Annotated in this window: 21 protein-coding genes and 2 tRNA genes; 14 read left to right on the top strand and 9 right to left on the bottom strand. The window is 41.3% G+C overall.

The genetic code is table 11. The features are described 5' to 3' along the window. Positions 1-50: 50 nt before the first annotated feature. From C9J47_RS19680 to uvrY, 5 genes are all read right to left on the bottom strand, one after another. Positions 51-126: transfer RNA gene (locus C9J47_RS19680), tRNA-Gly, on the bottom strand. Positions 127-147: 21 nt separating this feature from the next. Beyond that, positions 148-221, bottom strand: a tRNA-Cys gene (locus tag C9J47_RS19685). A 294-nt stretch (positions 222-515) separates the two neighbouring features. Then, entirely contained in the window at positions 516-1,073 is a 558-nt protein-coding gene (pgsA, locus tag C9J47_RS19690; RefSeq protein ID WP_006233650.1) for a CDP-diacylglycerol--glycerol-3-phosphate 3-phosphatidyltransferase, read from the bottom strand. 58 nt (positions 1,074-1,131) lie between these two features. Beyond that, positions 1,132-2,901, bottom strand: coding sequence for an excinuclease ABC subunit UvrC (uvrC, locus tag C9J47_RS19695; RefSeq protein ID WP_245903554.1), 1,770 nt, complete (start codon positions 2,899-2,901; stop codon positions 1,132-1,134). An 80-nt stretch (positions 2,902-2,981) separates the two neighbouring features. Further along, positions 2,982-3,626, bottom strand: coding sequence for a UvrY/SirA/GacA family response regulator transcription factor (gene uvrY / locus C9J47_RS19700; RefSeq protein WP_006233648.1), 645 nt, complete (start codon positions 3,624-3,626; stop codon positions 2,982-2,984). A 942-nt stretch (positions 3,627-4,568) separates the two neighbouring features. Between uvrY and C9J47_RS19705 the strand changes: the two genes are divergently transcribed. From C9J47_RS19705 to C9J47_RS19745, 9 genes are all read left to right on the top strand, one after another. Then, complete coding sequence (locus C9J47_RS19705) at positions 4,569-5,120, top strand: ECF-type riboflavin transporter substrate-binding protein (RefSeq protein WP_107255165.1); 552 nt, start codon at positions 4,569-4,571, stop codon at positions 5,118-5,120. A 3-nt stretch (positions 5,121-5,123) separates the two neighbouring features. Continuing rightward, positions 5,124-6,818: an ABC transporter ATP-binding protein gene (locus C9J47_RS19710; RefSeq protein WP_107255022.1), complete on the top strand. Its 1,695-nt coding sequence runs from the start codon at positions 5,124-5,126 to the stop codon at positions 6,816-6,818. Next, entirely contained in the window at positions 6,818-7,657 is an 840-nt protein-coding gene (locus tag C9J47_RS19715; protein WP_107255023.1) for an energy-coupling factor transporter transmembrane component T family protein, read from the top strand. The genes C9J47_RS19710 and C9J47_RS19715 overlap by 1 nt, the downstream gene beginning before the upstream one ends. Positions 7,658-7,976: 319 nt before the next feature. Continuing rightward, the gene (locus C9J47_RS19720) at positions 7,977-8,723 is read left to right on the top strand and encodes a GntR family transcriptional regulator (RefSeq protein ID WP_107255024.1); all 747 of its coding nucleotides are present in this window, start codon (positions 7,977-7,979) and stop codon (positions 8,721-8,723) included. Between the two features lie 755 nt (positions 8,724-9,478). Beyond that, on the top strand, positions 9,479-10,927 hold the full coding sequence (xdhA, locus tag C9J47_RS19725) for a xanthine dehydrogenase small subunit (protein ID WP_107255025.1): 1,449 nt from the start codon (positions 9,479-9,481) through the stop codon (positions 10,925-10,927). Beyond that, positions 10,920-13,322: a xanthine dehydrogenase molybdopterin binding subunit gene (gene xdhB / locus C9J47_RS19730; RefSeq protein ID WP_107255026.1), complete on the top strand. Its 2,403-nt coding sequence runs from the start codon at positions 10,920-10,922 to the stop codon at positions 13,320-13,322. The genes xdhA and xdhB overlap by 8 nt, the downstream gene beginning before the upstream one ends. Before the next feature lie 23 nt (positions 13,323-13,345). Continuing rightward, positions 13,346-14,179 carry a xanthine dehydrogenase accessory protein XdhC gene (xdhC, locus tag C9J47_RS19735; RefSeq protein ID WP_107255166.1) on the top strand — a complete coding sequence of 278 codons (834 nt, stop codon included), beginning with the start codon at positions 13,346-13,348 and terminating at the stop codon, positions 14,177-14,179. Between the two features lie 27 nt (positions 14,180-14,206). Further along, on the top strand, positions 14,207-15,544 hold the full coding sequence (gene guaD / locus C9J47_RS19740; protein ID WP_107255027.1) for a guanine deaminase: 1,338 nt from the start codon (positions 14,207-14,209) through the stop codon (positions 15,542-15,544). A 116-nt stretch (positions 15,545-15,660) separates the two neighbouring features. Further along, positions 15,661-15,987 (top strand): hypothetical protein, encoded by a 327-nt coding sequence (locus C9J47_RS19745; protein ID WP_107255028.1) that lies wholly within the window; start codon positions 15,661-15,663, stop codon positions 15,985-15,987. Between the two features lie 133 nt (positions 15,988-16,120). On the opposite strand, the gene C9J47_RS19750 is transcribed toward C9J47_RS19745, so the two are convergent. After that, a complete protein-coding gene (locus tag C9J47_RS19750; protein WP_107255029.1) occupies positions 16,121-16,534 on the bottom strand; it encodes a YybH family protein in 414 nt (137 codons plus the stop codon). A gap of 163 nt (positions 16,535-16,697) precedes the next feature. On the opposite strand from C9J47_RS19750, the gene C9J47_RS19755 reads away from it, so the two are divergent. After that, entirely contained in the window at positions 16,698-17,027 is a 330-nt protein-coding gene (locus tag C9J47_RS19755) for a winged helix-turn-helix transcriptional regulator (protein ID WP_107255030.1), read from the top strand. A 593-nt stretch (positions 17,028-17,620) separates the two neighbouring features. On the opposite strand, the gene C9J47_RS19760 is transcribed toward C9J47_RS19755, so the two are convergent. Continuing rightward, positions 17,621-18,541 (bottom strand): GlxA family transcriptional regulator, encoded by a 921-nt coding sequence (locus C9J47_RS19760; protein WP_107255031.1) that lies wholly within the window; start codon positions 18,539-18,541, stop codon positions 17,621-17,623. Positions 18,542-18,714: 173 nt separating this feature from the next. Between C9J47_RS19760 and C9J47_RS19765 the strand changes: the two genes are divergently transcribed. The 4 genes from C9J47_RS19765 to C9J47_RS19780 all read left to right on the top strand — a co-directional run bounded on the left by C9J47_RS19765 (position 18,715) and on the right by C9J47_RS19780 (position 22,208). Then, positions 18,715-19,233: a cysteine hydrolase family protein gene (locus tag C9J47_RS19765; RefSeq protein ID WP_107255032.1), complete on the top strand. Its 519-nt coding sequence runs from the start codon at positions 18,715-18,717 to the stop codon at positions 19,231-19,233. Between the two features lie 400 nt (positions 19,234-19,633). After that, on the top strand, positions 19,634-20,881 hold the full coding sequence (locus tag C9J47_RS19770) for a maltoporin (protein WP_245903545.1): 1,248 nt from the start codon (positions 19,634-19,636) through the stop codon (positions 20,879-20,881). Positions 20,882-20,901: 20 nt separating this feature from the next. Next, complete coding sequence (locus C9J47_RS19775; protein ID WP_107255034.1) at positions 20,902-21,735, top strand: MalM family protein; 834 nt, start codon at positions 20,902-20,904, stop codon at positions 21,733-21,735. 110 nt (positions 21,736-21,845) lie between these two features. Next, the gene (locus C9J47_RS19780; protein ID WP_107255035.1) at positions 21,846-22,208 is read left to right on the top strand and encodes a hypothetical protein; all 363 of its coding nucleotides are present in this window, start codon (positions 21,846-21,848) and stop codon (positions 22,206-22,208) included. A 159-nt stretch (positions 22,209-22,367) separates the two neighbouring features. Here the strand turns inward: C9J47_RS19780 and C9J47_RS19785 are convergent, their stop codons facing one another. Then, on the bottom strand, positions 22,368-23,576 hold the full coding sequence (locus C9J47_RS19785; RefSeq protein ID WP_107255036.1) for a urate hydroxylase PuuD: 1,209 nt from the start codon (positions 23,574-23,576) through the stop codon (positions 22,368-22,370). 152 nt (positions 23,577-23,728) lie between these two features. Beyond that, positions 23,729-24,328: an ureidoglycolate lyase gene (locus C9J47_RS19790; protein ID WP_245903547.1), complete on the bottom strand. Its 600-nt coding sequence runs from the start codon at positions 24,326-24,328 to the stop codon at positions 23,729-23,731. Positions 24,329-24,344: the final 16 nt, after the last annotated feature.

Here is a 24,344-nt window from a genome sequence, read left to right on the forward strand (position 1 = left end):
CACCATCTTATAACGGTCTGCCAATGTAACGTGACCGTTAGTACAAAATTTGGAGCGACACACGAGGCTCGAACTCGTGACCTCAACCTTGGCAAGGTTGCGCTCTACCAGCTGAGCTAGTGTCGCAATATTATTCTCAAGGAATAATGGAGGCGCGTCCCGGAGTCGAACCGAGGTACACGGATTTGCAATCCGCTGCATAGCCACTCTGCCAACGCGCCATATTCTTTAAAGCCAAAACATCTTAAAGAATTTAGTAATTTTTCAATCACTAACCGTTAGTGGGTTGCCCCGCTGCGGTATGTCGGCCATTCTACAGATTCAAATGATGCTGTCACGAAAAAAATGCAACAAAAGTGTTCGTTCGCTTACCTTTTAGCCAAAGCCACTATAACAACATCAAAGAGATGAATTAATCAGCAAATAAATAAAATTCACTTTTTCATTTGGTAATAAAAAAGCGGCTCATTAGCCGCTTCCGAAATCTATTTTAGAACAAGATAATACCTTGAGACTTAATGATGCTCAGCATTAAGCAAGTCACCTTTTGCGGCTTTAAGGTATTGGTACATAGACCAATAAGTCAATACCATTGCTACATAAAGTGATACATAACCTAACCATGTTACCCATTCGTGTGGGTGCCAAAGTAATAACAATAATGCAAACATCTGAGATGCTGTCTTCACTTTACCGACCCAAGAAACGGCAACACTTGCACGCTTACCGAGTTCAGCCATCCACTCACGTAATGCAGAAATAATGATTTCTCGACCTATCATGGTAACGGCAGGAATGGTTACCCAAATAGAGTGGTAATGTTCAACAACCAACACCATCGCCGTGATTACCATTAGCTTATCAGCAACTGGATCAATAAATGCCCCGAAACGAGTCGTTTGATTCAGTTTGCGGGCAAGGTAACCATCAAACCAATCAGTGGCACCTGCAATAAAGAATATTAACGCAGTTGCAAACGCAGACCACTCATAAGGCAAGTAAAAAGCAATAACAAAGAAAGGGATGAGTATTAGTCTAATGAAGCTTAATATGTTCGGAATTGATAAACGCATAATTCTTAATTCTTATAATTAACGACAGTACCACTACAGATACAAGAGTGCCGCAAAGCTAGCCGTGTTGCAATGCGTCATATATCTTTTCTGCCAAAGCTTTACTGATTCCGGGCACTTTAGCGATCTCTTCTCTACTTGCGCGCTTTAATTCGTGTAAACCACCCATAAATTTAAGCAACGCTTGACGGCGTTTAGGGCCAATACCTTCCACATCTTCTAAAGCACTGCGTTTTCTTACTTTGGCACGTTGTGCACGATGACCACTAATCGCATGATTATGGCTTTCATCACGTATATGCTGAATCAAATGCAATGCGGGTGAATCGCTGGGCAGAGAAAATTCTTCACCCGTGATAAAAATTAATGTTTCAAGCCCTGCTTTGCGTGTTACCCCTTTTGCAATACCAATTAATAGTGGTTGCTTAGGCCATTCATCCATAAATGGTTTTACAACATTATACGCCCTTGATAGCTGACCTCGTCCACCATCAATGAAAATAATATCGGGGATTTTTTCGGGTTCCATCTGCTTGCCATAGCGACGCTCTAATACTTGCCCCATAGCAGCGTAATCATCACCACCAGTGATACCCGTAATATTATAACGTCGATAATCTTGCTTAAACGGACCTTCTTGATTAAATACCACACAAGAAGCCACCGTTTTTTCACCCATCGTATGGCTAATGTCAAAACATTCCATACGAGTTATAGTCTCGAGGTTAAGAGCCTTACGTAGCTCAGAGAACCGTTCATGAATAGTCATCTTATGACTAAGCTTGCTAGTGAGCGCTGTCATTGCGTTGGTTTGCGCCAATTTCAAATAACGTGCACGGTTACCACGAGGGTTCACTTTTAGTTCAATTTTCCGACCCGAAATGTCAGACAATGTTTCAGTAATAACCGCAGCATCATCACCTAAATTTTCACCTAAGATAATAACCGATGGGATCACCCGACCCTCAGCTTGATTCAGATAAAACTGCGTAATAAAGCTCGATAGCACTTCCGTTAGTTCAGCATCGCTTGGCATTTTAGGGAAATAGCTGCGGCTGCCTAAGATTTTACCTTGACGAATATAAAGCGCATGAATACATGCCATACCGTTTTGATGGGCAATTCCAACCACATCAAGATCATCTTCACTATCGTGACTAACAAATTGTTGCTCTTGAATGCGTCGTAGTGCCTGAATTTGATCGCGGAAAGTCGCGGCTTGTTCAAAATTCAAACTTTGGCTAGCTTGCTCCATTTTCTCTACAAGTGAAGCGATTACTTGACGATCTTTACCTTGTAAAAATAAACGGGCAAAACTGACTTGGTCTTCGTAATCTTTCTCGGTTATCAAATTTTTAACACACGGAGCTAAACACCTGCCAATTTGATACATCAAACAAGGGCGGCTTCGGTTTGCGTAAACAGAATCTTCACATTGACGAATAGGAAATAGTTTCTGCATTAAATGCAGGCTTTCACGTACCGCCCCCGCGTCAGGGTATGGACCAAAATATTCACCTTTGCGCTTTTTAGTGCCTCGGTGAATAGAAAGACGGGGATGATGGTGATTACTCAAGAAGATATACGGGTAAGATTTGTCATCACGCAATAGTACATTGTACTTAGGCAAGTACAATTTAATGTAGTTATGCTCAAGGATCAGCGCCTCTGTCTCGGTATGGGTTACCGTGACATCCACTTTACAGATATTTTTCACTAACGCTCTGGTTTTCTCTCCAGCTACGTTAGTTCGAAAATAACTCGATAGGCGCTTTTTAAGATCTTTAGCTTTCCCAACATAAATTACTTCACCAACGGCATCATACATACGATAGACGCCAGGTTGGTGAGTAACTGTTTTTAGAAAGCTTTTTGCATCAAAGCTCTTTTCATCTAATGCTTCTGACACTACAACGTCTCTGTGTCCAACATTCCATGACGAATTGCTAGATGGGTAAGCTCAACATCACCGCCTATATCCAGTTTGCTGAATAAACGGTAACGGTAACTATTCACTGTTTTTGGGCTTAAACTGAGTTGCTCTGAAATGTCAGTGACTTTTTGCCCCTTCGTGATCATCATCATAATTTGAAGCTCACGCTCTGAAAGGTCTTTAAACGGATTTTCAGAATCAGGTGCAAATTGGCTTAATGCCATCTGTTGAGCGATTTCAGGCGAAATATAACGTTGCCCACTATTAACCATGCGAATAGCATTAACCATTTCATCAGGACCAGCACCTTTAGTAAGGTATCCAGCCGCACCTGCTTGCATCACTTTCGTTGGGAAAGGATTTTCAGTATGAATCGTTAATACAATAATTTTGATGTCGGGATTGAAACGAAGAATCTTCCGTGTAGCTTCTAGACCACCGATACCAGGCATATTCATATCCATAAGAACAATATCGGCATGTTGCGCACGACACCATTTTACGGCTTCCTCACCACTGTCGGCTTCTCCTAGCACTTTTATTCCACGGACATCTTCAAGAAGACGTCGGATCCCTGTGCGAACCAGTTCGTGATCATCTACAAGGAATACATTAATCAAGCTGTATCTCCAATATGATTTGGCTCTGCACCCAGCCGGAATTGGCGGGATTGCAATTACTAATTTTACCCTAATTTTACCTTAACTTAAAATCAGTACACATACTGATTTTGTGTGATAGCGCAAAATTTCGAATAAATACAAACAAAGACACTATATAACGAAAATGTTTTTATTGCATGCTTCAAAATAAAACAAGGCAACCAGCAGTATTTACCATATATCAAGAAAAATAAAGTAGAAAATTCAGTATATCCAATTATTTACATTACATACAGGTAAGTTATTTAACAAACAAGGTAACGATTAGAAATCCATCCACACCAATTTCAACGCTATTACTACAGTTTTTACCTAAAGAAGGCTTCTTCACCACATTTCATGATAGCTCTATCAGTAATCACTAACTAAACAGTCAGTTACAGCAAAAACATAACAAATAGAGCACTCATGTACGACAGCTAAATTATGACTAACTCTTAATACAAGATTAGTTTACCCAGCCTAACTTTCACTGAATCTAGACAAAAATGATTATTACATTCTGTAAAATATTCATCACTTCCCTTTTGTAATCATATCTCCTGTTTATATATCAAACATGAAGGCTGTTTAAGCTAGAAATACCGTAAAGTTTATGAGTTTCGCTCAATACTTAGACGTCTAGATGGAAAGTTTTTATTTCTATCACAGCTTCATGTAGTATTGCCGCCGATTAAAGGAACGCTACACATACACCATCATCGCTCTTGCACAATAATGGATTATTCGCACTCAGAATCAGAGTTTTGACGATTTACGTTCTTACCGGTGGTTAGTAGCCATAAAATTAAAGCAGTATTTGCGACATCCATTATAACGAAGATTGTTCACATCAAAGAGGTTATCCAAACTTGCCTTCCCTATGATGAACAATCACCAGAGTTGACTGAAGGTTATATCATGAATCTTTCTGCTAAAACGGTGGTTTTAATCGCCATTGGTGCTGCACTTTACGGCATTGGCGGTTTACCTATGTTTGGTATCCCCGTATTTGCCAACACAACGCTTAAGCCTGCGATGGCAGTATTGGCATTATTTTCTGTTTTATTTGGTCCCCTTGTTGGTTTTCTTGTTGGCTTTATTGGCCATTGGGTCACCGATATGTTTGCGGGCTGGGGAGTATGGCTAACGTGGGTTCTTGGTTCGGGGTTAGTCGGACTAATAATTGGTTTTTACCCCAAGATTACCCGAGATCGTTTAGAGATGGGGAAATTCACTAAATTTGATTTTTCCTTGTTTGTATTCCTTGCTTTCCTCGGTAATGTTATTGGTTATGGCTGCTCTGCCTATTTAGATTCTGTGCTTTATGCCGAACCCTTTACCAAAGTGATGGCACAACTCATCATTATTGCCGCAGGTAACACCCTCTTAATTGCTATTGTCGGTCACTATATTTTGACCGCGGTGGCAAAAAGAAAACAACAAAGCTACAACCTTAAAGAAGCTGATTAACTGATGACTATTGAATTCTCTAATTTCACGTTCAAGTATTGGGCGTTAGAAAAGCCAACCCTAAAAAATATTAACCTAACAATTGGGAAAGGCGAAAAAGTTGTTATTGTTGGTCCAAGCGGCAGTGGAAAATCAACACTAGGCCAATGCTTGAATGGCTTAATCCCCTTTGCCGTTAAAGGCGATTGCTCTGGTAGCCTCAAGATTAACGGTAAAGACACAGAATCATTAGATCTTCATCAATGTACCAATATCGTAGGCACTGTACTACAAGATACTGATGGACAATTTGTCGGTCTAAGCGTGGGCGAAGATATTGCCTTTGCACTTGAAAACCAAATGGTTATTCAAGAAGAAATGCATACTATTGTTAAAAACACCGCAAAAATGGTTGAGCTTGATGACATCTTAGATGTGTCTCCTTTTGACCTTAGTGGTGGTCAAAAACAGCGCGTATCCCTTGCGGGCGTTATGGTCGATGATGTCGATATCTTATTGTTTGATGAACCGCTAGCAAGCTTAGACCCTAAAACAGGCAAAGCCGCCATCGACATTATTGATCACCTTCATCGTGATACAGGCAAAACGGTTATCATTATTGAACACCGCCTTGAAGACGTTCTTCATCGCCCTGTTGATCGCATCATCATGATGGAACAAGGTGAAATTGTTGCCAATATGACACCTGACCAACTCATTGCCAGTGATCTACTGGAACAGCATGGAATACGTGAGCCTCTTTACATATCGGCGTTAAAAGCGGCTGGATGCCAAATAACCGAAGACGATAAACCGGCATATTTCTCGACATTAAATCTTGATAAATTTAAGCCGCAGATCGAAAACTGGTATCGCCAATCAGCAGCTGAAGGCACCCCAGAAAACAGTGAGCGCTTGCTTACTGTCAATAACCTTTCGTACTCATACGATGGCATTAAAAATACGCTTGATGATGTGAGCTTTCATATCAATAAAGGGGAATTTGTTTCCATCTTAGGTAAGAATGGTTCAGGGAAATCAACGATCACACGTTTAATCATGGGGGTATTAGAACCTGATACTGGGTCTATTTTCATGAATGGACAAGATTTAGCACAATGCTCTATTTTTGAACGCAGCCAGAAGATCGGTATAGTGCTACAAAACCCTAATCATATGATTTCGCACCATATGATTTTTGATGAGATTGCATCAGGTTTACGCAACCGAGGAATCGATGAAGCAGTAGTCGAACGTAAGGTTCTAGATATTCTTGACCTGTGCGGTTTGAAAAAATACCGCCATTGGCCAATTGATGCTTTAAGTTATGGTCAGAAAAAGCGCGTGACCATTGCCACTATCTTAGTACTAGAACCTGAACTACTGATTCTGGATGAACCTACAGCAGGCCAAGACTACCATCACTACACATTAATGATGAAGTTTGTGCGAGAGCTTAACCGTAAACTCGGCATTACCATTCTGATCATCTCGCATGATATGCACCTTGTTCTCGAATATACTCAACGTGCCATTGTCATTGCTGATAGCCAATTATTAGCCGACGCACCTGTAAACACCATTTTTAGCCAGCCAGCTCTGCTAGAAAAAGCCAACTTAACCGTAACCAGCCTGTATTCATTAGCACATGTGATGGGGATTGAACGTATCGATAACTTCATTCATTGCTTTATTGAACATGAGGCAAAGAATAAATAATGAAAACAAATAAAATTAAATTTGGCATTAGCTATGTCAATACAGGCTCTGCCTTGCATGCGTTAAATGGTATCACTAAGTTCATCTTATTCATGAGCTGGGTAACCATGGTGCTGATCACCTTTGATTTACGTGTTATTTGCGCAATGATCTTAGTCGGCTTAGCACTATTAAAAATCAGTAAAGTGCCGTTCTCAGTCTATAAGCCTCTTTTAATCGGTACGTCTGTTGTTCTTTTAATGAACGCATTATTTATGTTTCTAATTGCCCCCTTACAAGGTGTCGAGTACATGGGGAGTGAAACAGTACTGTTAACACTCTTTGGTAACTATAAAATCACGGTTGAAACATTATTCTACCTGCTAACTGTCACACTTAAGTATTTCAGTATGTTCCCCATTGCGTTAGTCTTTGTCTTTACCACTCACCCTACTGAATTTTCAGCCAGCTTGAATAAATTAGGGGTGCCTTACAAGATCGCTTACGCCGTCAGTTTGACCTTGCGCTATTTACCCGAAGTAATGAAAGACTTCATGAATATCATGCATGCGCAGCAAGCCCGTGGTGTCGACATTTCAAATAATGTTCCGGTAATGAAGCGCATTAAAAACGTTGCTAAAATTCTAGGTCCATTGATTTTCTCTAGCCTTGATCGCGCCGACGTTATTTCCAACGCCATGACATTGCGTGGTTTTGGTCGCAATAAGCGACGCTCTTGGTACAGCTTAAAGCCAATGACCAAAAATGATTACCTAACTCTATTGGTCATCGCGATTGTTCTGACGTTAGGCTTTGTCAAACGTTATCAATCAGAACAGCTGTTTTGGTATCCATTCTGAGAGTTATTTGCCTAGCATAACCTAGATTACATATTGCCAAACATCATGAAAGCCAGTTATCTCTATAGCTGGCTTTCTTGTTTTCCCCCGCCTCAACCTAACGAATGAAACCAAATCATTCAGCTCAATCGAACACACCTCACCTAAAACACAATATTGATGCTTAATTTTGATAACTAAGTCGATTGCTGTAATAAAAAAGACAATAAAGCTAAGAAATTGTACACAAAACGAGTAATATTAAAGATAACGAATTATAACAAAGTACGCCTATACCCTAGTTACCTCAAGATGCAGGATTAGAAGGTTTATCATCCGAATGACAAGTCTCAGCAAATCAATACAAAAAAAATCAAAAACTAAATCCCCAAATCAGACTCAGGATGATGTTGTTTACTGTCATATTTTTGATGCTATTTTAGAACAACGATTACCGCCAGGCACCAAGCTGAATGAAGAGGCTTTAAGTGAAATATTCAGTGTTAGCCGTACCATTATCCGCCGAGCACTGCTGCGCCTTTCTCTTGAACAAGTTGTTGTGATTCGCCCTAACCGTGGGGCTATTGTTGCTGCACCAACGATTGAAGAAGCAAAGCAAATCTTTAAAGCACGAGAAGTAATGGAACTCGCTATTACTGAATTAGCGGTTGAAAATGCAACTCAAGAGCAAATAAAGCAAATCCGCAAGCTGGTAACAGCAGAATTAAATGCCTTTGAAAAAGGGGATTTTGGTAGTGGTATTCGCCTATCTGGTGAATTTCACCTCAAACTTGCAGAGATGGCAAACAATGCCCCTCTCCTCAATTTTCAACGAAGCTTGGTTTCTCAAACGTCTTTATTAATTGCGCAATACGAAGTAGGTAACAATGCTAATTGTTCTTTAGATGAACACACCATTTTATTGGATGCCATTGAAGCTGGTGATAAAGAAAAAGCCCTATCGTTAATGGCAGAACATTTAAACCATATTCGCTCCAAACTGAGCCTAGATGGTGAAACTGCGTCTAATGATTTGCATGTCGTTTTCTCTAATGTCATTAAGAGTAATGCCTTAAACAAAGCATAATTTCACATAGGCTCTGTTACCATAAACAGAGCCAACTTACCTTCACACTGCTTCCTGTATTTTATGTACTCCTACGCTTATACCAATTCACAAGTATTCCACTTTCGTGTATCTACGGTCTTTTTTTGTTTTAAAAACCTCACCTGACATAATCCTACCCACTTATACCAAATCCATTAATTATCTGATCAGTTCAGCGAGAGTTAAAATACTTTTAGGCAAGGAGATAAATTGAGGATCTAGTGGCTCTAAATTGAAATTTATTAACGCAGTATAAAAGTATTTTAAACTCGCCCAAAGGGAACACCACTGGAAGCCAACTTCTGTGTCTAGCAATTTCAAAAGAGAACCACTCTTCTATCAAACACTATCCTTGAACTCGACTCCCAGTGGTATTCTGAATGGGCAGATAATTAATGGAATTGGTATTTAATAAACATCATGCCAAGTATCAATCAATTATTCTGATAATCCACACAATAGCCATCTATATCTCTGCCATAATTGTATTTAGTAGTGTATGCAATATAAAAAACAAAATGTAACAACTAAACATCTTTAGCATACAAAAGCATTAAAACAATAAATAAAACTCAGAAAATCTAACTTAGATTATTGATTATTAAAGAATTGATAATAAAAGTAACCCCACACGCAATTGTTGCAAAGTTGTAAAATAACAGTTGACTAAAAAGTCAACTTGAACAATATTGACTCAAAGGTCAGAAAAATCGCAACCTAGCCAAGGAGGTCTCTTGATTAAATTCTTACTGAATCAGAAAGTACGAGAAGAAACTCAACTTTCACCTAATATGACCGTGCTCAATTATCTGCGCACTCAGACAAACAAAACAGGAACCAAGGAAGGTTGTGGTTCAGGTGACTGTGGCGCATGTACGGTTGTACTCGGTGAATTAGTGAATGGGCAACTACAATATCGCTCGGTTAACTCGTGTCTTACCTTTGTTTCAGCCCTGCACGGAAAACAATTAATCACGGTGGAGGATTTGCAAAATACAGATAAATCTCTTCACCCTGTGCAACAAGCCTTGGTTGAGTTTCATGGCTCACAGTGCGGTTACTGCACACCCGGCTTTATCATGTCGATGTTTGCACTCAGTAAGAATCGCCCTCAAGCCAACAAAGAAGATATTTTAGAATCATTAGCTGGCAACCTTTGTCGATGTACAGGCTACCGCCCGATTATTGATGCGGCGATGTCACTTAGCACTGATAAACCCATTCTCGATCAGTTTGCTGAACTTGAACTACGTACCATCGAAAAGCTTAAAAGTATCAGTAATGAACCCGCTACACTTTACTATAAGAATCTATCAAGCTTTTCACCAACAACAACAGATGAACTGGCGGAACTACTACTAACCTACCCTGACGCACGCCTACTGGCAGGCGGAACAGATTTGGCTCTGGAAGTAACACAGTTTCAACGTGAAATAAAACAGTTGATTAGCGTAAATCTGGTTGCTGATATGAAAGTATTAGAGGAAACCGATAGCGACATTATCATTGGTGCAAATTTACCAATCAGTGATTGCTACGATGTAATCAGCAAACACTACCCTGATTTTGGTGAATTGCTTCACCGCTTTGCATCGCTGCAAGTTCGTAACCAAGGCACGCTGGGTGGCAATATTGCGAATGCTTCCCCTATTGGTGATGCGCCCCCTTTACTGATTGCACTCAATGCCAACATTACGCTTCGTCGTGGTAAAAAGTCTCGCACTATTCCGATTGAAGATTACTTCATTAGCTACAAAGTGACTGCACAACAACCTTCAGAGTTCATCGAAAAAATCATTATCCCTAAGCCTGAAGCCCGTAAAGAGTTCCGTGCTTACAAGCTTTCCAAGCGACTCGATGATGATATTTCTGCGGTATGCGGCGCATTTAATCTTGAATTAACTAACGGCGTAGTCGCCTCAATTCGTATTGCCTTCGGTGGCATGGCTGCAACACCCAAACGCGCAGCAGCGTGTGAACAAGCGTTACTCGGGCAGAAATGGAATGTAGCCACAGTAAAACTGGCAATGGCGATATTAGAAAACGATTTCGAGCCTCTTTCTGATTTCAGAGCAAGTAAAGAATACCGCAGCCAAACAGCCGCTAATATGCTTTACCGCTTCTTTATCGAACAGCAAAACGTGAATAATCAAATTGAAACAAGGGTGACCTCTTATGTCTAATCATCATGGTAATGCGTTGAGCCACGAAGAGATGGTGGCTCTTGTAAAACAAGATTTAACAACTGGCGTGGGTAAAAGCGTTAAGCACGACAGCGCAGGTAAGCAAGTAACAGGTGAAGCTGTCTATATCGATGACCGTTTAGAATTTCCTAACCAACTTCATTTGTATGCACGTTTAAGCACCCAAGCACACGCCAATATCACCAAAATTGACGTTAGCCCGTGTTACGAGTTCGAGGGCGTCGAGGTGGTTATCACCAGTAAAGATGTGCCTGGGCAACTAGATATTGGTGCAATTTTACCCGGCGACCCACTACTGGCTGATGGAAAAGTAGAATACTACGGACAACCTATCTTGGCCGTTGCTGCCAATGATTTAGAAACGGCACGTAAAGCTGCTCAAGCAGCCATTATCGAATATGACCCTCTTCCAGCGATTCTTGATGTTAAAGAGGCGCTAGAAAAGAAGCATTTCGTAACTGAAAGCCACCAACAAAAACGCGGCGATTCGGCTGCTGCATTAAAGAAAGCCAAACATGTGCTTGAAGGTGATCTGCATATCGGTGGGCAAGAGCACTTCTATTTAGAAACACAAGTCAGCAGTGTAATGCCAACTGAAGATGGCGGCATGATTGTTTATACCTCTACCCAGAACCCAACCGAAGTACAAAAATTGGTTGCTGAAGTTTTGGGGGTGCCAATGCATAAAATCGTTATTGATATGCGCCGAATGGGTGGTGGTTTTGGCGGAAAAGAAACGCAAGCGGCAGGCCCTGCTTGTATGGCGGCTGTTGTTGCTCACCTCACCGGTCGCCCTACAAAAATGCGCTTATTGCGTAGTGAAGATATGCAAATGACAGGAAAACGCCACCCGTTCTACAACCAATACAAAGTTGGCTTTGATGATAATGGCCGTATCCAAGGTATTGATATTACGGTTGCTGGTAACTGTGGTTATTCGCCAGATCTATCAAGCTCCATTGTCGATCGCGCCATGTTCCACTCTGATAACGCCTATTACTTGGGTGATGCAACAGTCACGGGGCATCGTTGCAAAACCAATACTGCCTCTAACACCGCATACCGCGGATTTGGTGGCCCGCAAGGCATGATGACCATTGAACATATCATGGATGAAATCGCCTGCTACCTAAAGAAAGATCCGCTAGAAGTGCGTAAACACAACTACTACGATGATAAAGACCGTAATATCACGCACTACTACCAAACCGTCGAAGATAACTTCATACACGATATAACAGAACAACTTGAAGCCACCAGCCAGTACCACGAACGTCGTAAAGAAATCGACACCTTTAACAAAACAAGCCCAATACTCAAAAAGGGCTTAGCCATTACGCCTGTTAAGTTTGGTATCTCGTTCACAGCAACGTTCTTGAACCAAGCTGGCGCCCTACTTCATATTTATACCGACGGCAGCATTCACCTCAACCACGGTGGTACTGAAATGGGACAAGGTTTAAACACCAAAGTGGCACAAATTGTTGCTCAAGAGTTCCAAGTCGATATCGACCGCATTCAAATCACGGCTACCAATACCGATAAAGTACCCAATACCTCCCCGACGGCAGCTTCATCGGGTACCGATTTGAACGGTAAAGCAGCACAAAATGCCGCGCAAACGATTAAACGCAGATTAGTTGAATTTGCGAGTTCACACTTCAAGGTTAGCGAAGAAGAAGTGGTATTCAAAAGTGGTATTGTAAAAATTCGCGATAAATACATGCCGTTTGAAGAACTGATTCAATTGGCTTATTTCAATCAAATCTCACTTTCAAGTACCGGTTTTTATCGCACACCGAAGATTTTCTACGATCACCAAAAAGCGCGTGGTCGCCCGTTCTACTACTACGCCTATGGCGCATCTTGCTCTGAAGTGGTTATTGATACCTTAACTGGTGAATACAAAATACTGCGTGCCGATTTATTACATGATGTAGGGGCATCCTTAAACCCTGCCATTGATATCGGCCAGATTGAAGGTGGTTTCATTCAAGGCGTAGGTTGGTTAACAACTGAAGAGTTAGTGTGGAATGAACAAGGCAAGCTTACGACTAATGGTCCAGCAAGCTACAAGATCCCAGCAATTGCTGATATGCCTATCGATTTTCGCACTCACTTACTGGAAAACCGCAGCAACCCTGAAGATACCGTCTTTAATTCGAAAGCTGTCGGTGAACCCCCATTCATGCTTAGCATGTCTGTGTGGAGTGCATTAAAAGATGCCATCGCGTCTGTTGCTGTAAACAATGCGATTCCAAAACTGGATACGCCAGCAACACCAGAACGCGTGCTATGGGCAGTGCAAAATGTACAACAGGTTGATCAACCAGAGTTAGAAGTAACAGTAGAGCTCAACGAACAAGAAAAATAATGCAACTGATTGGGAGCGTCAATATGTTCAATGATAACTGGATTCATGAGCTAGCGAGACTGGAAGACAAAGGCGAAGCTTGCATAATGGTCACCGTTTTAGAAGACAAAGGCTCAGTGCCTCGCGATGCAGGTACAAAAATGCTAGTGACTCGTGACGGGCTCATCGCCACTATTGGCGGCGGTCATCTTGAACATTTGGCGACAAAAATGGCACGGGAAATGCTGTTAATTGGCGATAAACACTTAAAAGTGGAACGCTTTAATCTTGGTGCACGTTTGGGTCAATGCTGCGGTGGTATGGCAACACTAAGCTTTGAGCCCATAGGTCAACAGCAAAATCACTTAGTGCTATTTGGTGCAGGTAATGTGGCGAAAGCGCTGCTACATATTGTAGCAACGCTGCCCTTTAAAGTGACTTGGATTGACGAGCGCGAAAATGAATTTCCAGAACATCTTCCAACAGGCATCAATAAGCTAGTGAGTGACGATCCTGTTGCTGAAGTAAAGCATATGCCACCCAACAGCTATTACCTTGTTATGACACACAACCACCAGCTTGATTTCGATTTGGCAAAAGCCATTTTAAAGCGTGAAGACGTCACTTATTTCGGCATGATTGGATCGGAAACCAAGCGCAAAAAATTTGATTACAGATTAACAGAGCGCGGCTATGACCAAGCAACAGTAGAACGCATGGTCTGCCCTATTGGCATCGCAGCGGTGAAAGGAAAGCACCCTGCTGAAATTGCTGTTTCTGTCGCAGGCGAACTGATTGCTCACTATCAAGGTGAAGAACTGGAGCAAAAACGCCCAGTTGATACAGCATTAGCCGTTCGACAGAACAAGCTGGCTTAATCTGAACGGACAATAGGATTGAAAGAAATGACATCACAAAAAATCGCATACCGCTCAGCCATTGTACACAGCGTGGCTGACCCTAAAGATGTCGGACTCGACGATTCTTACCAGTATTTTGAGGATGGCGTTTTGGTTGTCGAAAATGGTCATATTGTTGATATTGGTTCAGCAGAAGACGTATTAGCAAGACAACCTAAACACATCACGGTTAAGGTCTTTAAAGATAAAATCATTACATCGGGTTTTATCGATACCCATATCCATTACCCACAAACGGGCATGATTGCCTCTTATGGTGAACAGCTTTTAGATTGGTTAGAGAACTATACTTTCCCTGAAGAGTTACGTTTTAAAAATCCAATCTATGCCCATCAGGTCGCGACACTGTTTCTTGATGAACTAGCCAGTAACGGAACAACAACCGCACTGGTATTTGGCACGGTACATAAAGAATCTGTTAATGTTTTTTTCGAAGAAGCCGAAAAACGTAATTTACGCATGATCGCCGGTAAAGTGCTAATGGATCGTAATGCGCCAGATTATCTTACCGACACACCGCAATCAGGTTACGAAGAATCTAAAGAACTCATTGAACGTTGGCACAATAAAGGGCGACTGCATTATGCAGTAACACCACGCTTTGCACCTACTAGTACCAATGAGCAGCTCGCCACTGTCGGTCAGTTGTTAAAGGAATACCCTGACGTTTTCATGCACACCCATCTTTCTGAAAATAAAAAAGAAATCGAATGGGTGTTAAATCTTTTCCCAGAACGTGAAAGCTACCTGGATGTGTACGACCACTACGGTCTATTACACAAACGTTCGGTGTTCGCCCATGGAATTCACCTTTCTGATTGTGAATGCCAGCGACTCGCAGACACTGACTCATCCATTGCTTTTTGCCCCACATCTAACCTTTTCTTAGGATCTGGCTTGTTCAATCTTCCTAAAATGGAAAAATTTAATATCAACGTAGGCATGGGAACGGATGTGGGTGCAGGTACAAGCTTTTCATTGCTGCAAACCATGAGTGAAGCCTACAAAATCATGCAGTTGCAACAAGAGAAACTTCACCCCGTTAAATCGTTATTTTTAGCGACATTAGGCGGAGCAAAAGCCCTTCATCTTGACGATAAAATTGGCAACCTTGCGATAGGGAAAGAAGCTGATTTCGTTGTACTCGATCTTCATGCAACACAGCTTATGCGTTTTAGAATGAAGCAAACTACCAACCTCGAAGAAAAGCTGTTTGTATTAATGAGCCTTGGAGACGACAGAACCGTTTCTCAAACTTATATTTATGGCAAGAAAGCTTACGACATTCATGGTGAAACGCCTAAAGCACAAATTGCAGTGTAAGCGCCGTAGAAATACTAATTAATATTAAAAACGATTACCCTCTACCCACAAATTTAAGGTTGTTATGGTTACCTCAACGCAACCATAACAACCTCTATACAGGAGCTCCAATTACTATGGCAGATAATAAAAACGCTCAGACACGCGTTGCCACTGTATTACATCGTATGAGTGAAATGGTTGCAGAAGATGCACGCTATGCTGAGTTGTTTGCTCACGACCTTTCGACCATGCTTGATACGATTCAAGCAAATAAGGGGTTTGGTGAAAAAGGCGAATATGATCCTCGTGGAAATGCGACGCAAGGTAGCTTTTCACTAAATCATGTCGAAGGTGTTGATGATGCTTGCCCACATGGTAATCCAACCACCCATGACTGCGAGCTTCGTATCCAACATGGTGTTTGTGCTGGTTGCGGTCGTCAGACTGTCTATCCTAAATAGACCGTATCCACCTTCAAATCTATATCATAAAATTTGATAAAACTACCCACCGCCTGTTTACAGCAATAAGACATAAACAGGCGATTTTCTACTTCCTTAGATAATTTTGAATATTTGAATAAGTGACCAGTCTTCAGAAGCCATTAGGGTTATCAATTACGTAAAGCCAACCTCCATCAGTGTATTTCATCACTTCAAGTGCCATTCCTGTTTGTACATTCGTAATTTCCCAGTCGGAGCGGATAAGAGCAGTGTCACCATTGATGTGAATAGATACACCGTGTGTGATCATTTCTACGTCACCTTGCATATAGCCTTTCAAAGTCTGCTTGATAGCCTCTCTACCTTTAGCGAGATTTCCTTCAGCGTCTAAGACGAATACTGCATCTTCATGGAATAGCGTACCTAGTCCAGTAATATCATTATTTGAAAAATACTCTGCAAATAACTGGTGTAATTCACGCGGCGTTTGCGGTTTCTTATAATCCATTGATGCATAAGAGAAAAAAGATAGAGTGCTTAAAACAATGAACCAAATTGCTTTCATACTATTTCCTTAGTTTAAATGTTCTGTGGCGATGGAGTGATAATATTGGAGTAAGTAATTAAAAGAAATTAGGCACCCAAAAGTAACTAGTTACCTTTGGGTAACTAGTGTGGGTATAGCAATTTGATTCAAGTTAGATATGATGAAAATTGAAGGAGACAGTATGAATAAACAAGGTAAACAGCCTGAAGGCTATTGTAGTGCTGATAAATACTTAACACTGATCTCTACAAAATGGACTTCTCATATTGTTTGGTTAGTTAGTCAGAATCATGAAATGCGATTTGGGCAAATACAGAAGCAGCTAGCTCTAGTTTCTAGCAAAGTACTCAGTGAGCGATTAAAGCTGTTAAAGGAAGAAGGATTTGTTTGGCGAAGACAAGAAGAAACTGTTCCTGTGACGGTGTATTACGGGTTGACACCAAAAGGTGAAGAGCTTGCTGAAGTTGTTGAAATTATAGTAAGAAAATCTGACGACTGGAAGAAGCAATAAGGATTAAGTGTGAGAGACAGTAACAGGGCGATGCGAAACGATTGAGAAGTGAGTATGACGTTAACAATAGGAAAATTAGCGATCTTCAACGTCTTAAATCTAACCTTAGTCGCCTAATGGACCAATGCTCCAACACCTCTGGCTTATCCTGCCCGATTGTCGCTTCTTTCAAAGAATAGTAACTTGACTGAGAACCATACGTACTAAGAAAGTGATTACTGTTCAGAATGAACAACCTTAACAAGAAACATTTCTATCTTGGAATAAAGCCGGACATCTTAAAGTGAGATAAACATAATAAGTTTCCATTCAGCTTTCATTTTGGATTATGAGTATAAAATAAAAGTAATCAAATTGAGGTATGTAAGATGAAACAGAAAAAATTAGTATCTATACGATTAGCCAAGGAAGCATCGAATCGTACGCGTGATAAATTTTTACGAATAATACTTGAACAATATAAGAGTAATTTAACGCCCGCAAGCTGAATTCAAAAGGTCACCTTTAATACGCCATAACACTCGGTCAAGAATTACCCACGTTGCCAAATTCAACACCGAGCGCTCTCCCTGTAAACTCTCCCTGTAAAACATTTAGTTTCGAGTGAATCTCATACGGAACTCTCTCGGTGTTAGCCCTATAATTTTAACGAATATTTTTCGACATGCACTGGTATCTTCATAACCCACTTGACTGGCTATATACTCAAAAGAATGTTGTGAACTTTCTAGTAAATCGCATACCTTTTGTACTCTTAATCGCTGCAAATAACGGTTGGGGTTATAACCAGTAGCCTTAAAGAAACGGCGCTGCATGGTACGTACGGTAAGGTTAACTTGCCCAGCCAAGGTTTGAATAGATAATGGTTTCGTATAGTCCAAGTTCATTATTTGCTGAATCTTAACTATGGTTTGGTCGCCATGTAAAAAAGAGGGAATGAATTGCTGGTAAAAACGCTGCTCCCTTGGCGCGGTATCGACGACAAGCTGTTTTCCCAATTTGCGCATTACACTTGCAGAGGAGTATTTAGCGACCAGTTCAAAACCTAGATCTAGCCAAGACATCATGCCCCCAGCGGTAATTACATCACCATGATCAATTAAGATTTCATTGCTGTTGACCACGATATGAGGGAACTGTGCACGAAGCGAATCTGACAAGCCCCAATGCGTAGTAACAGCTCTTGTTTCTACCAACTTTGTTGCTGCTAATATAAAAGCACCTGCGCAGGCAGAAGCAAGGATTGCCCCTTGGCTATGCTGTATTCTAAGCCAGTCAATAAGCTCTGTTTTAGGGTTGACATAATCATTACGTTGCAAGCTCGGAGGTAACAATATCACGACAAAAGTCTGCGGTAGCTGTTTTGTGTCTTCAAAGACAACTGGCTCGAATATCACATCAACACTCTGCTCTTTACAGATGTTATTTGCCATTAGGAACATTTCTTCTAGGCCATAAACAGCCGATTTCAAAGCATTAGGATAGTGATAAATACCTATTAATATTCGTTTCATTGACCAAACCACTTTTGTCGTTTTTAACTTGTTTTATGTCATTTTAGACTCTGACGTAAAGCCTGCAAGCTAAGATAATATCCCCTTATACCAATCTGGATAAGTAAATGGTCATAAATTTACTTATTTAGGTTGGTATTAGCATGTCAACATACAAATTGCGGAGAATGAAAATGAACAAGAAAGCGTTACTTGTTATTGATCTACAAAACGACTATTTCCCAAAGGGGAAATTCCCACTTTGGAATACCGAGCTGACACTAAGTAACATCAAAGCAGCGATTGAAAAAGCAAATGCACAAAACATTGCTGTGATTCATATCAAACATGAAGCAGCCCCTGAAAAAGGTATCGCACCATTCTTTAACCAAGGCAGCGAAGGGGTAGAGATACATCCAGAAATCATGGCTGTCGCACCAAATAGCGAAGTAATAGTAAAAACCTACGCAGATAGCTTTGAGCAAACCAACTTAGAAGAGGCCTTACAAAAGCAAGGGATTGAAGAACTACTGATATGTGGAATGATGACGCAAAACTGCGTAACACACACAGCCATCTCAAAAGCAGCTGAAAAATACTCAGTATCTGTATTGATGGATTGCTGTACGACAGTAGATGAAATAATTCATAAAATCGCTCTGAATGCAGTATCAACTCGTATACCGTTAGTGACTACTAATCAAGTGTTCTAATTATCCATAGTTACTAAAGACGGATCCGTTGAAACACCCTCCCCTTAAGTTACTTTTAGACAAAAGTACCAAGCACTGGTTTGAATAATACCAACAAAGGCACCAAAGGATGCTCCCAGAAGCAAAGTGCTTTCATTTGAATTCGGGGTTGTCATTAAATAGCTGGATTAGATGGAGAAAGAAGCGATTCTAAACCCGTTCTGAATTTTCTGCAGTAATGCCTAACTTTGCGACAAACTGTTTTTTTTGCACAACCCTGTCTCAATTGTAAGTTTGGAAAAGATAAATTACTGATTGCTCGATGGATGTAATGGAAGGCCTCTCAGAGGCGACTATGCTGTTTAAGGAGAAAATAAAAACGAAGAATAAAGCACTATAATTCATGCGGGGAATGCTACCAATGAACAGAAATACACTGGGCCAGGCCGTTACAATTGTAACCATATTCGCCTCTGCGACCGTTACTGCTGAGGTCGATTTTCACGGTTATGTGCGTGCTGGTATTGGTATCAGCGGTGAAAACGGCCAGCAGGTGCGTTACCAATCGAATAAAGTAGGCCGCCTCGGTAACGAAGACGATCTCTATTCTGAAATCCTATTGGGCAAAGAACTCTACAGCCAAGATGGAAAATCCTTCTATGTTGACTCTATGATGGCTTTACTTTCTGACGGAAGCAATGATTTCGAAGGCACGAATACATCATGTGAGCTGCTCAAAAATTCAGCAGGTGATGTTGACGATGTCTCCTGTGACAATGATGCGGAATTTGCCCTTCGTCAGTTCAATGTTCAGGCTAAGGGGCTCATTCCAAGCAATCCGGATGCTGTTTCTTGGGCAGGCAAACGTTACTATCAGCGACATGATATTCACATTTCTGATTTTTACTACTGGGATACATCAGGATCCGGTGCCGGTATAGAAAACCTGTCTGTCGGTACGGGCAAACTTTCATTAGCGGTACTTCGTCAAGATAGCGGTGATATCAATGTTAATAACTTCGATATCAGATACGCCGAAATTGCACTTTGGCAAGATGCCAATTTAGAGCTTGGTTTTAACTATGGCCTCATAAACGAAACGGATGAGCAGAAAGCGGAAGTTGGTGAAGACCCACTGATGCTTACCGCAGAAATGACCATGGCCAACGTTATTGGTGGTTTAAACAAAACGATATTCCAATATGCGACCGAAAGCTATGGTGAACAAATGGCCGGATTGGGAGCAGGTAACTCACCTGATGCAACCTCTGATGATGGTATTGACGGCTACCGAATCATTAATTGGGGGGTAATTGCTCCAACAAATACATGGGAAATCGGACATCAGATCGTTTATGCCAATTCAAGTTTTGACAGCCAAGATGATCATTCTATCTTCAATATAGTTGTTCGACCAATGTATAAGTGGGACGAAAATATGCGTACTGTGTTTGAGGGCGGTTGGTTTACAGAAGAGGACAATAAGGTCGATAGCTCCGGTAGCAAGTTTACTGTGGCACAAGCCTGGGCGGCCGGCTCTAGCTTCTGGGCCCGCCCTGAATTACGTGTATATGCCAGTTACCTGACAGACTATGAGAATGATAATGCCTTTGGCATAGGAAACGACACAGAATACAACCTGGGTGTCCAAGTTGAAGCTTGGTGGTAAACCAGATAAGGCTCAAGGAAATGGTAAAGCTAAAAAACGTAATGTTGTACCTATGGGCCATGTTTGTTGCGGGTTGTACCTCGGTGTCTGAAGTCAGCACTCAGGCCCAAAATCCCGCAAACAATAGAACCGTTTCGCAGGCAGAGTTAAACTGGCAGGAGCTAAGCCTTCCGGCAGATATTAATTTTGAATTTAATGAGAAAAGCCAGGTACTGCTAGACAATAACAGTACTGGCCCAGTCGCAAGTTTTGTTATTCCGGCAGACAGAGGCCCCGTAGACATGGTGCTGACTAGCCATGTAGGTAAAGAATTGACCCTTTATGAGCCAAATGTATTGGTCACCGATTCCAAAGGAGGCGTTCTTCACCACATAAAATCAAATGAATTCAAATATATACCGGCAAGACTTTTAGATGGTGATCGCGTTCAGAAACAATTTACCATTGTTCCGCAAATCGGGTCAGATCAGGTCAATGTTTTAATCTACACCACTTCCGAAGATCTAAAAGGCAGTACAACCGTTATTAATCCTGCTAAAGCTTTCGCTATAGGAACTGGCACGCAACCACCGATGATCCCAGATCTTACTGCGTTGCACAGCGAGTATGGTCAACTAAATTTAACCGTAACGGCTATGAGTCAAACTAATCTAAACCCAATTCTACCTACTATTGATTATGTGCCTGAAATCGAAGCGAAAAGTGCTTACTACCTTAATTCTATTCAGAACAGCGTAGAGCAAGGCGATATTGATCATGCCATGACGTTAGTTAGTGAAGCTGAAAAATTGGGTATCCCAAGTGCCAGAGCGACGTTCATCAATGCAGTTCAAAGTCAAAATGAACATAAGTAACAGCGAAATATTTTTGATGAATACACTCTTTGCCCTCCCTGAGAGTAATTGAAAGTTATTCGTTAAGGTTCGGTCTTCTTAACTGTGTACCTTCAACAAGGATACCTGTTATGAAGAGCAAACTTTCGCTACTTCCATTGTTAAGTAGCATTTTACTTATCAGTATTCCTGCCTTTGCCGATTTAAAAGATATTGGTCGATACAATGCCAATGGGCTTTATGAACCGGGTTATGTAAATTACAAGCATGCAAGAGAACGCAGCTCAACACTGAACCAAGGCTCCAACCTGTACGAGATTGGATTTAAGAATGCATCTGGTCATTACGAGCCTAACTACGTAAATTACCCTAGTCCAGAGAGCAAAAATGTTGATAACAAAACAGAGTTAGAACGGCTTTCTGATATGGGATATTACAACAAAAACGGTATTTACGAACCGGGCTATGTAAATTACAACCACACAAGAAAATAAGGACATAGTACTTGTCCAGAATGACATTACATAAAAAAGCCCCAGTAAAGCTCGCAACTTATTACGAATTTCACTGAGGAGCACATTATCGAATGCGAATGAGATTGTATTTACGGATAGTAAAGCTTACATCTAACGCTTACATTTAGCATGGCGCTGTTATTGAATAACAGCCCCCTGCTCGACCCAAGTACCGATGAGGTTGCGCTCATCATCGGTCATTTGAGTAAGGTTACCCAGAGGCATCACTTTCGTTTGCACCGCCTGAGCCATTATACGTGGTATGTTTATTTTAATTTCATCAGCAGTATCTAAAATAACCCCCGCTGGTGCTGTTTTAAATGCTGCATGCGTGGGTGTTGCGGAATGACACACACTACAACGCGCTTGAATCACGGTATTTACCGACTCAAAACTGACACCTGCAGACGCTGCTTCTGTCGTGGACGCCGTCGTAACAGTTGATGACTGAGAACCATAAGGTGATGTCACAAACGCTAAGGCAATCATACCTAGCGCTGCAATCGGCACTGTCCATGCATATTTTTGGCTACCATGACGTGTATTAAAGTAATGGCGAACCAAGATACTAAAGACAGCAAGCCCTGCTAAAATCAACCAGTTATACTGCGAACCGTACGTACTAGGAAAGTGATTACTGATCATAATAAACAACACTGGTAGTGTTAAGTAATTATTATGACGAGAACGCAAAAGCCCTTTTGCAGGTAACGTCAGATCTGGCGCTCGGTTTTCTTCAATCGCTTTTACAAGGTTACGCTGTGCAGGCATGATGACGCGAAATACGTTGCCGACCATAATCGTACCAATGATCGCACCGATATGAATGTAAGCACCACGCCCACTGAATACTTGAGTTAAGCCATATGTTGCCCCAACTAAAAGGAAGAATAAGATGGCCGCAAGCAATACTGGCTTCTTACCTAATGCCGAATCACACAAGAAGTCATAAACAAACCAGCCAGTGATTAAGACACCTAGCCCTAATGCAATTGCAGTCGTAGAATCTAAGCCAGAACCTGGCGCGATAAGATAGATTTCGGCATTTAGGTAGTAGACGACAAACAGCAAGCACATGCCGGTTATCCACGTGAAATACGCTTCCCACTTAAACCAATGCAGATTTTCAGGCATGCTTGGGGGGGCGAGTTTGTATTTTTCTAGGTGATAAATACCGCCGCCATGAATTGCCCACAAATCACCAGTTAATCCTGTTTTAGGGTTAACACGGTTCAAGTTATTTTCTAACCAGTTGAAATAGAATGATGCGCCAATCCATGCGACACCTACTACCATATGAGCCCAGCGGATTGCTAAGTTCAGCCATTCTGTAATATGCGGATCCATAATAAACTCCTCTAATACATTGCTATGTTCATCGCCTGTGGCTTATCAACATATTTAATTAAATTGTCTTCCATGCCTTTTTGTACACCGCTTTCTTCAACTGAGGAGTAAGAAAGAAAGTCGCATATACTAAAGTAACGCTGTCCTTGATGCTAAATCGACACGAGATCATCCAATGTTAATTCAACCTGTACCTTGTCAGAAAAATACACTTCATCACAATTATTGCCGGGGCCTGCTCTATCAACGATCAAGAACTGGTCTTGTTCGGTCAACGCTAAAACAGGATGGTGCCAAACACCTTTGTGATAATTCACGCCTTGCTTACCATTACTGATAAACGCACGTATTGCACTAGGATCTGGCGAGTCATCTTTAGGGGCAACAAGAATCAAATAAGGGTTACCCAAAAGAGGAACAAACGCCTGAGAACCCAGAGGGTGGCGTTCCATCATCTTTATTGATAGTGGATACTGCAATGGCGTTGCTTGAAATATACTGATAATCGGCTCGCCACCATTATCTGCAACATCGACATCAGCCATGCGGTGATAGCGTCGTGTAGATCCATTATTAATCATAAAGAACTCACTGGATTCTTTATCAATTAAATCACCAAATGGCTTAAAGGCTTCTGGTGTTAATGGTTCAATCTTCAATGTTTTATTCAACGTTAACGTTTCGGTTACCGCTGATAGTGCTTCTGTTGATGGCGCTTCTTTCGATTTTTCAGTGATATTCTGCGCTTCCATTACTCTCTCCTTTCAG

The organism is Photobacterium indicum (genome assembly GCF_003026215.1).
In the GTDB taxonomy this organism is placed as follows: Bacteria; Pseudomonadota; Gammaproteobacteria; order Enterobacterales; family Vibrionaceae; genus Photobacterium; species Photobacterium indicum.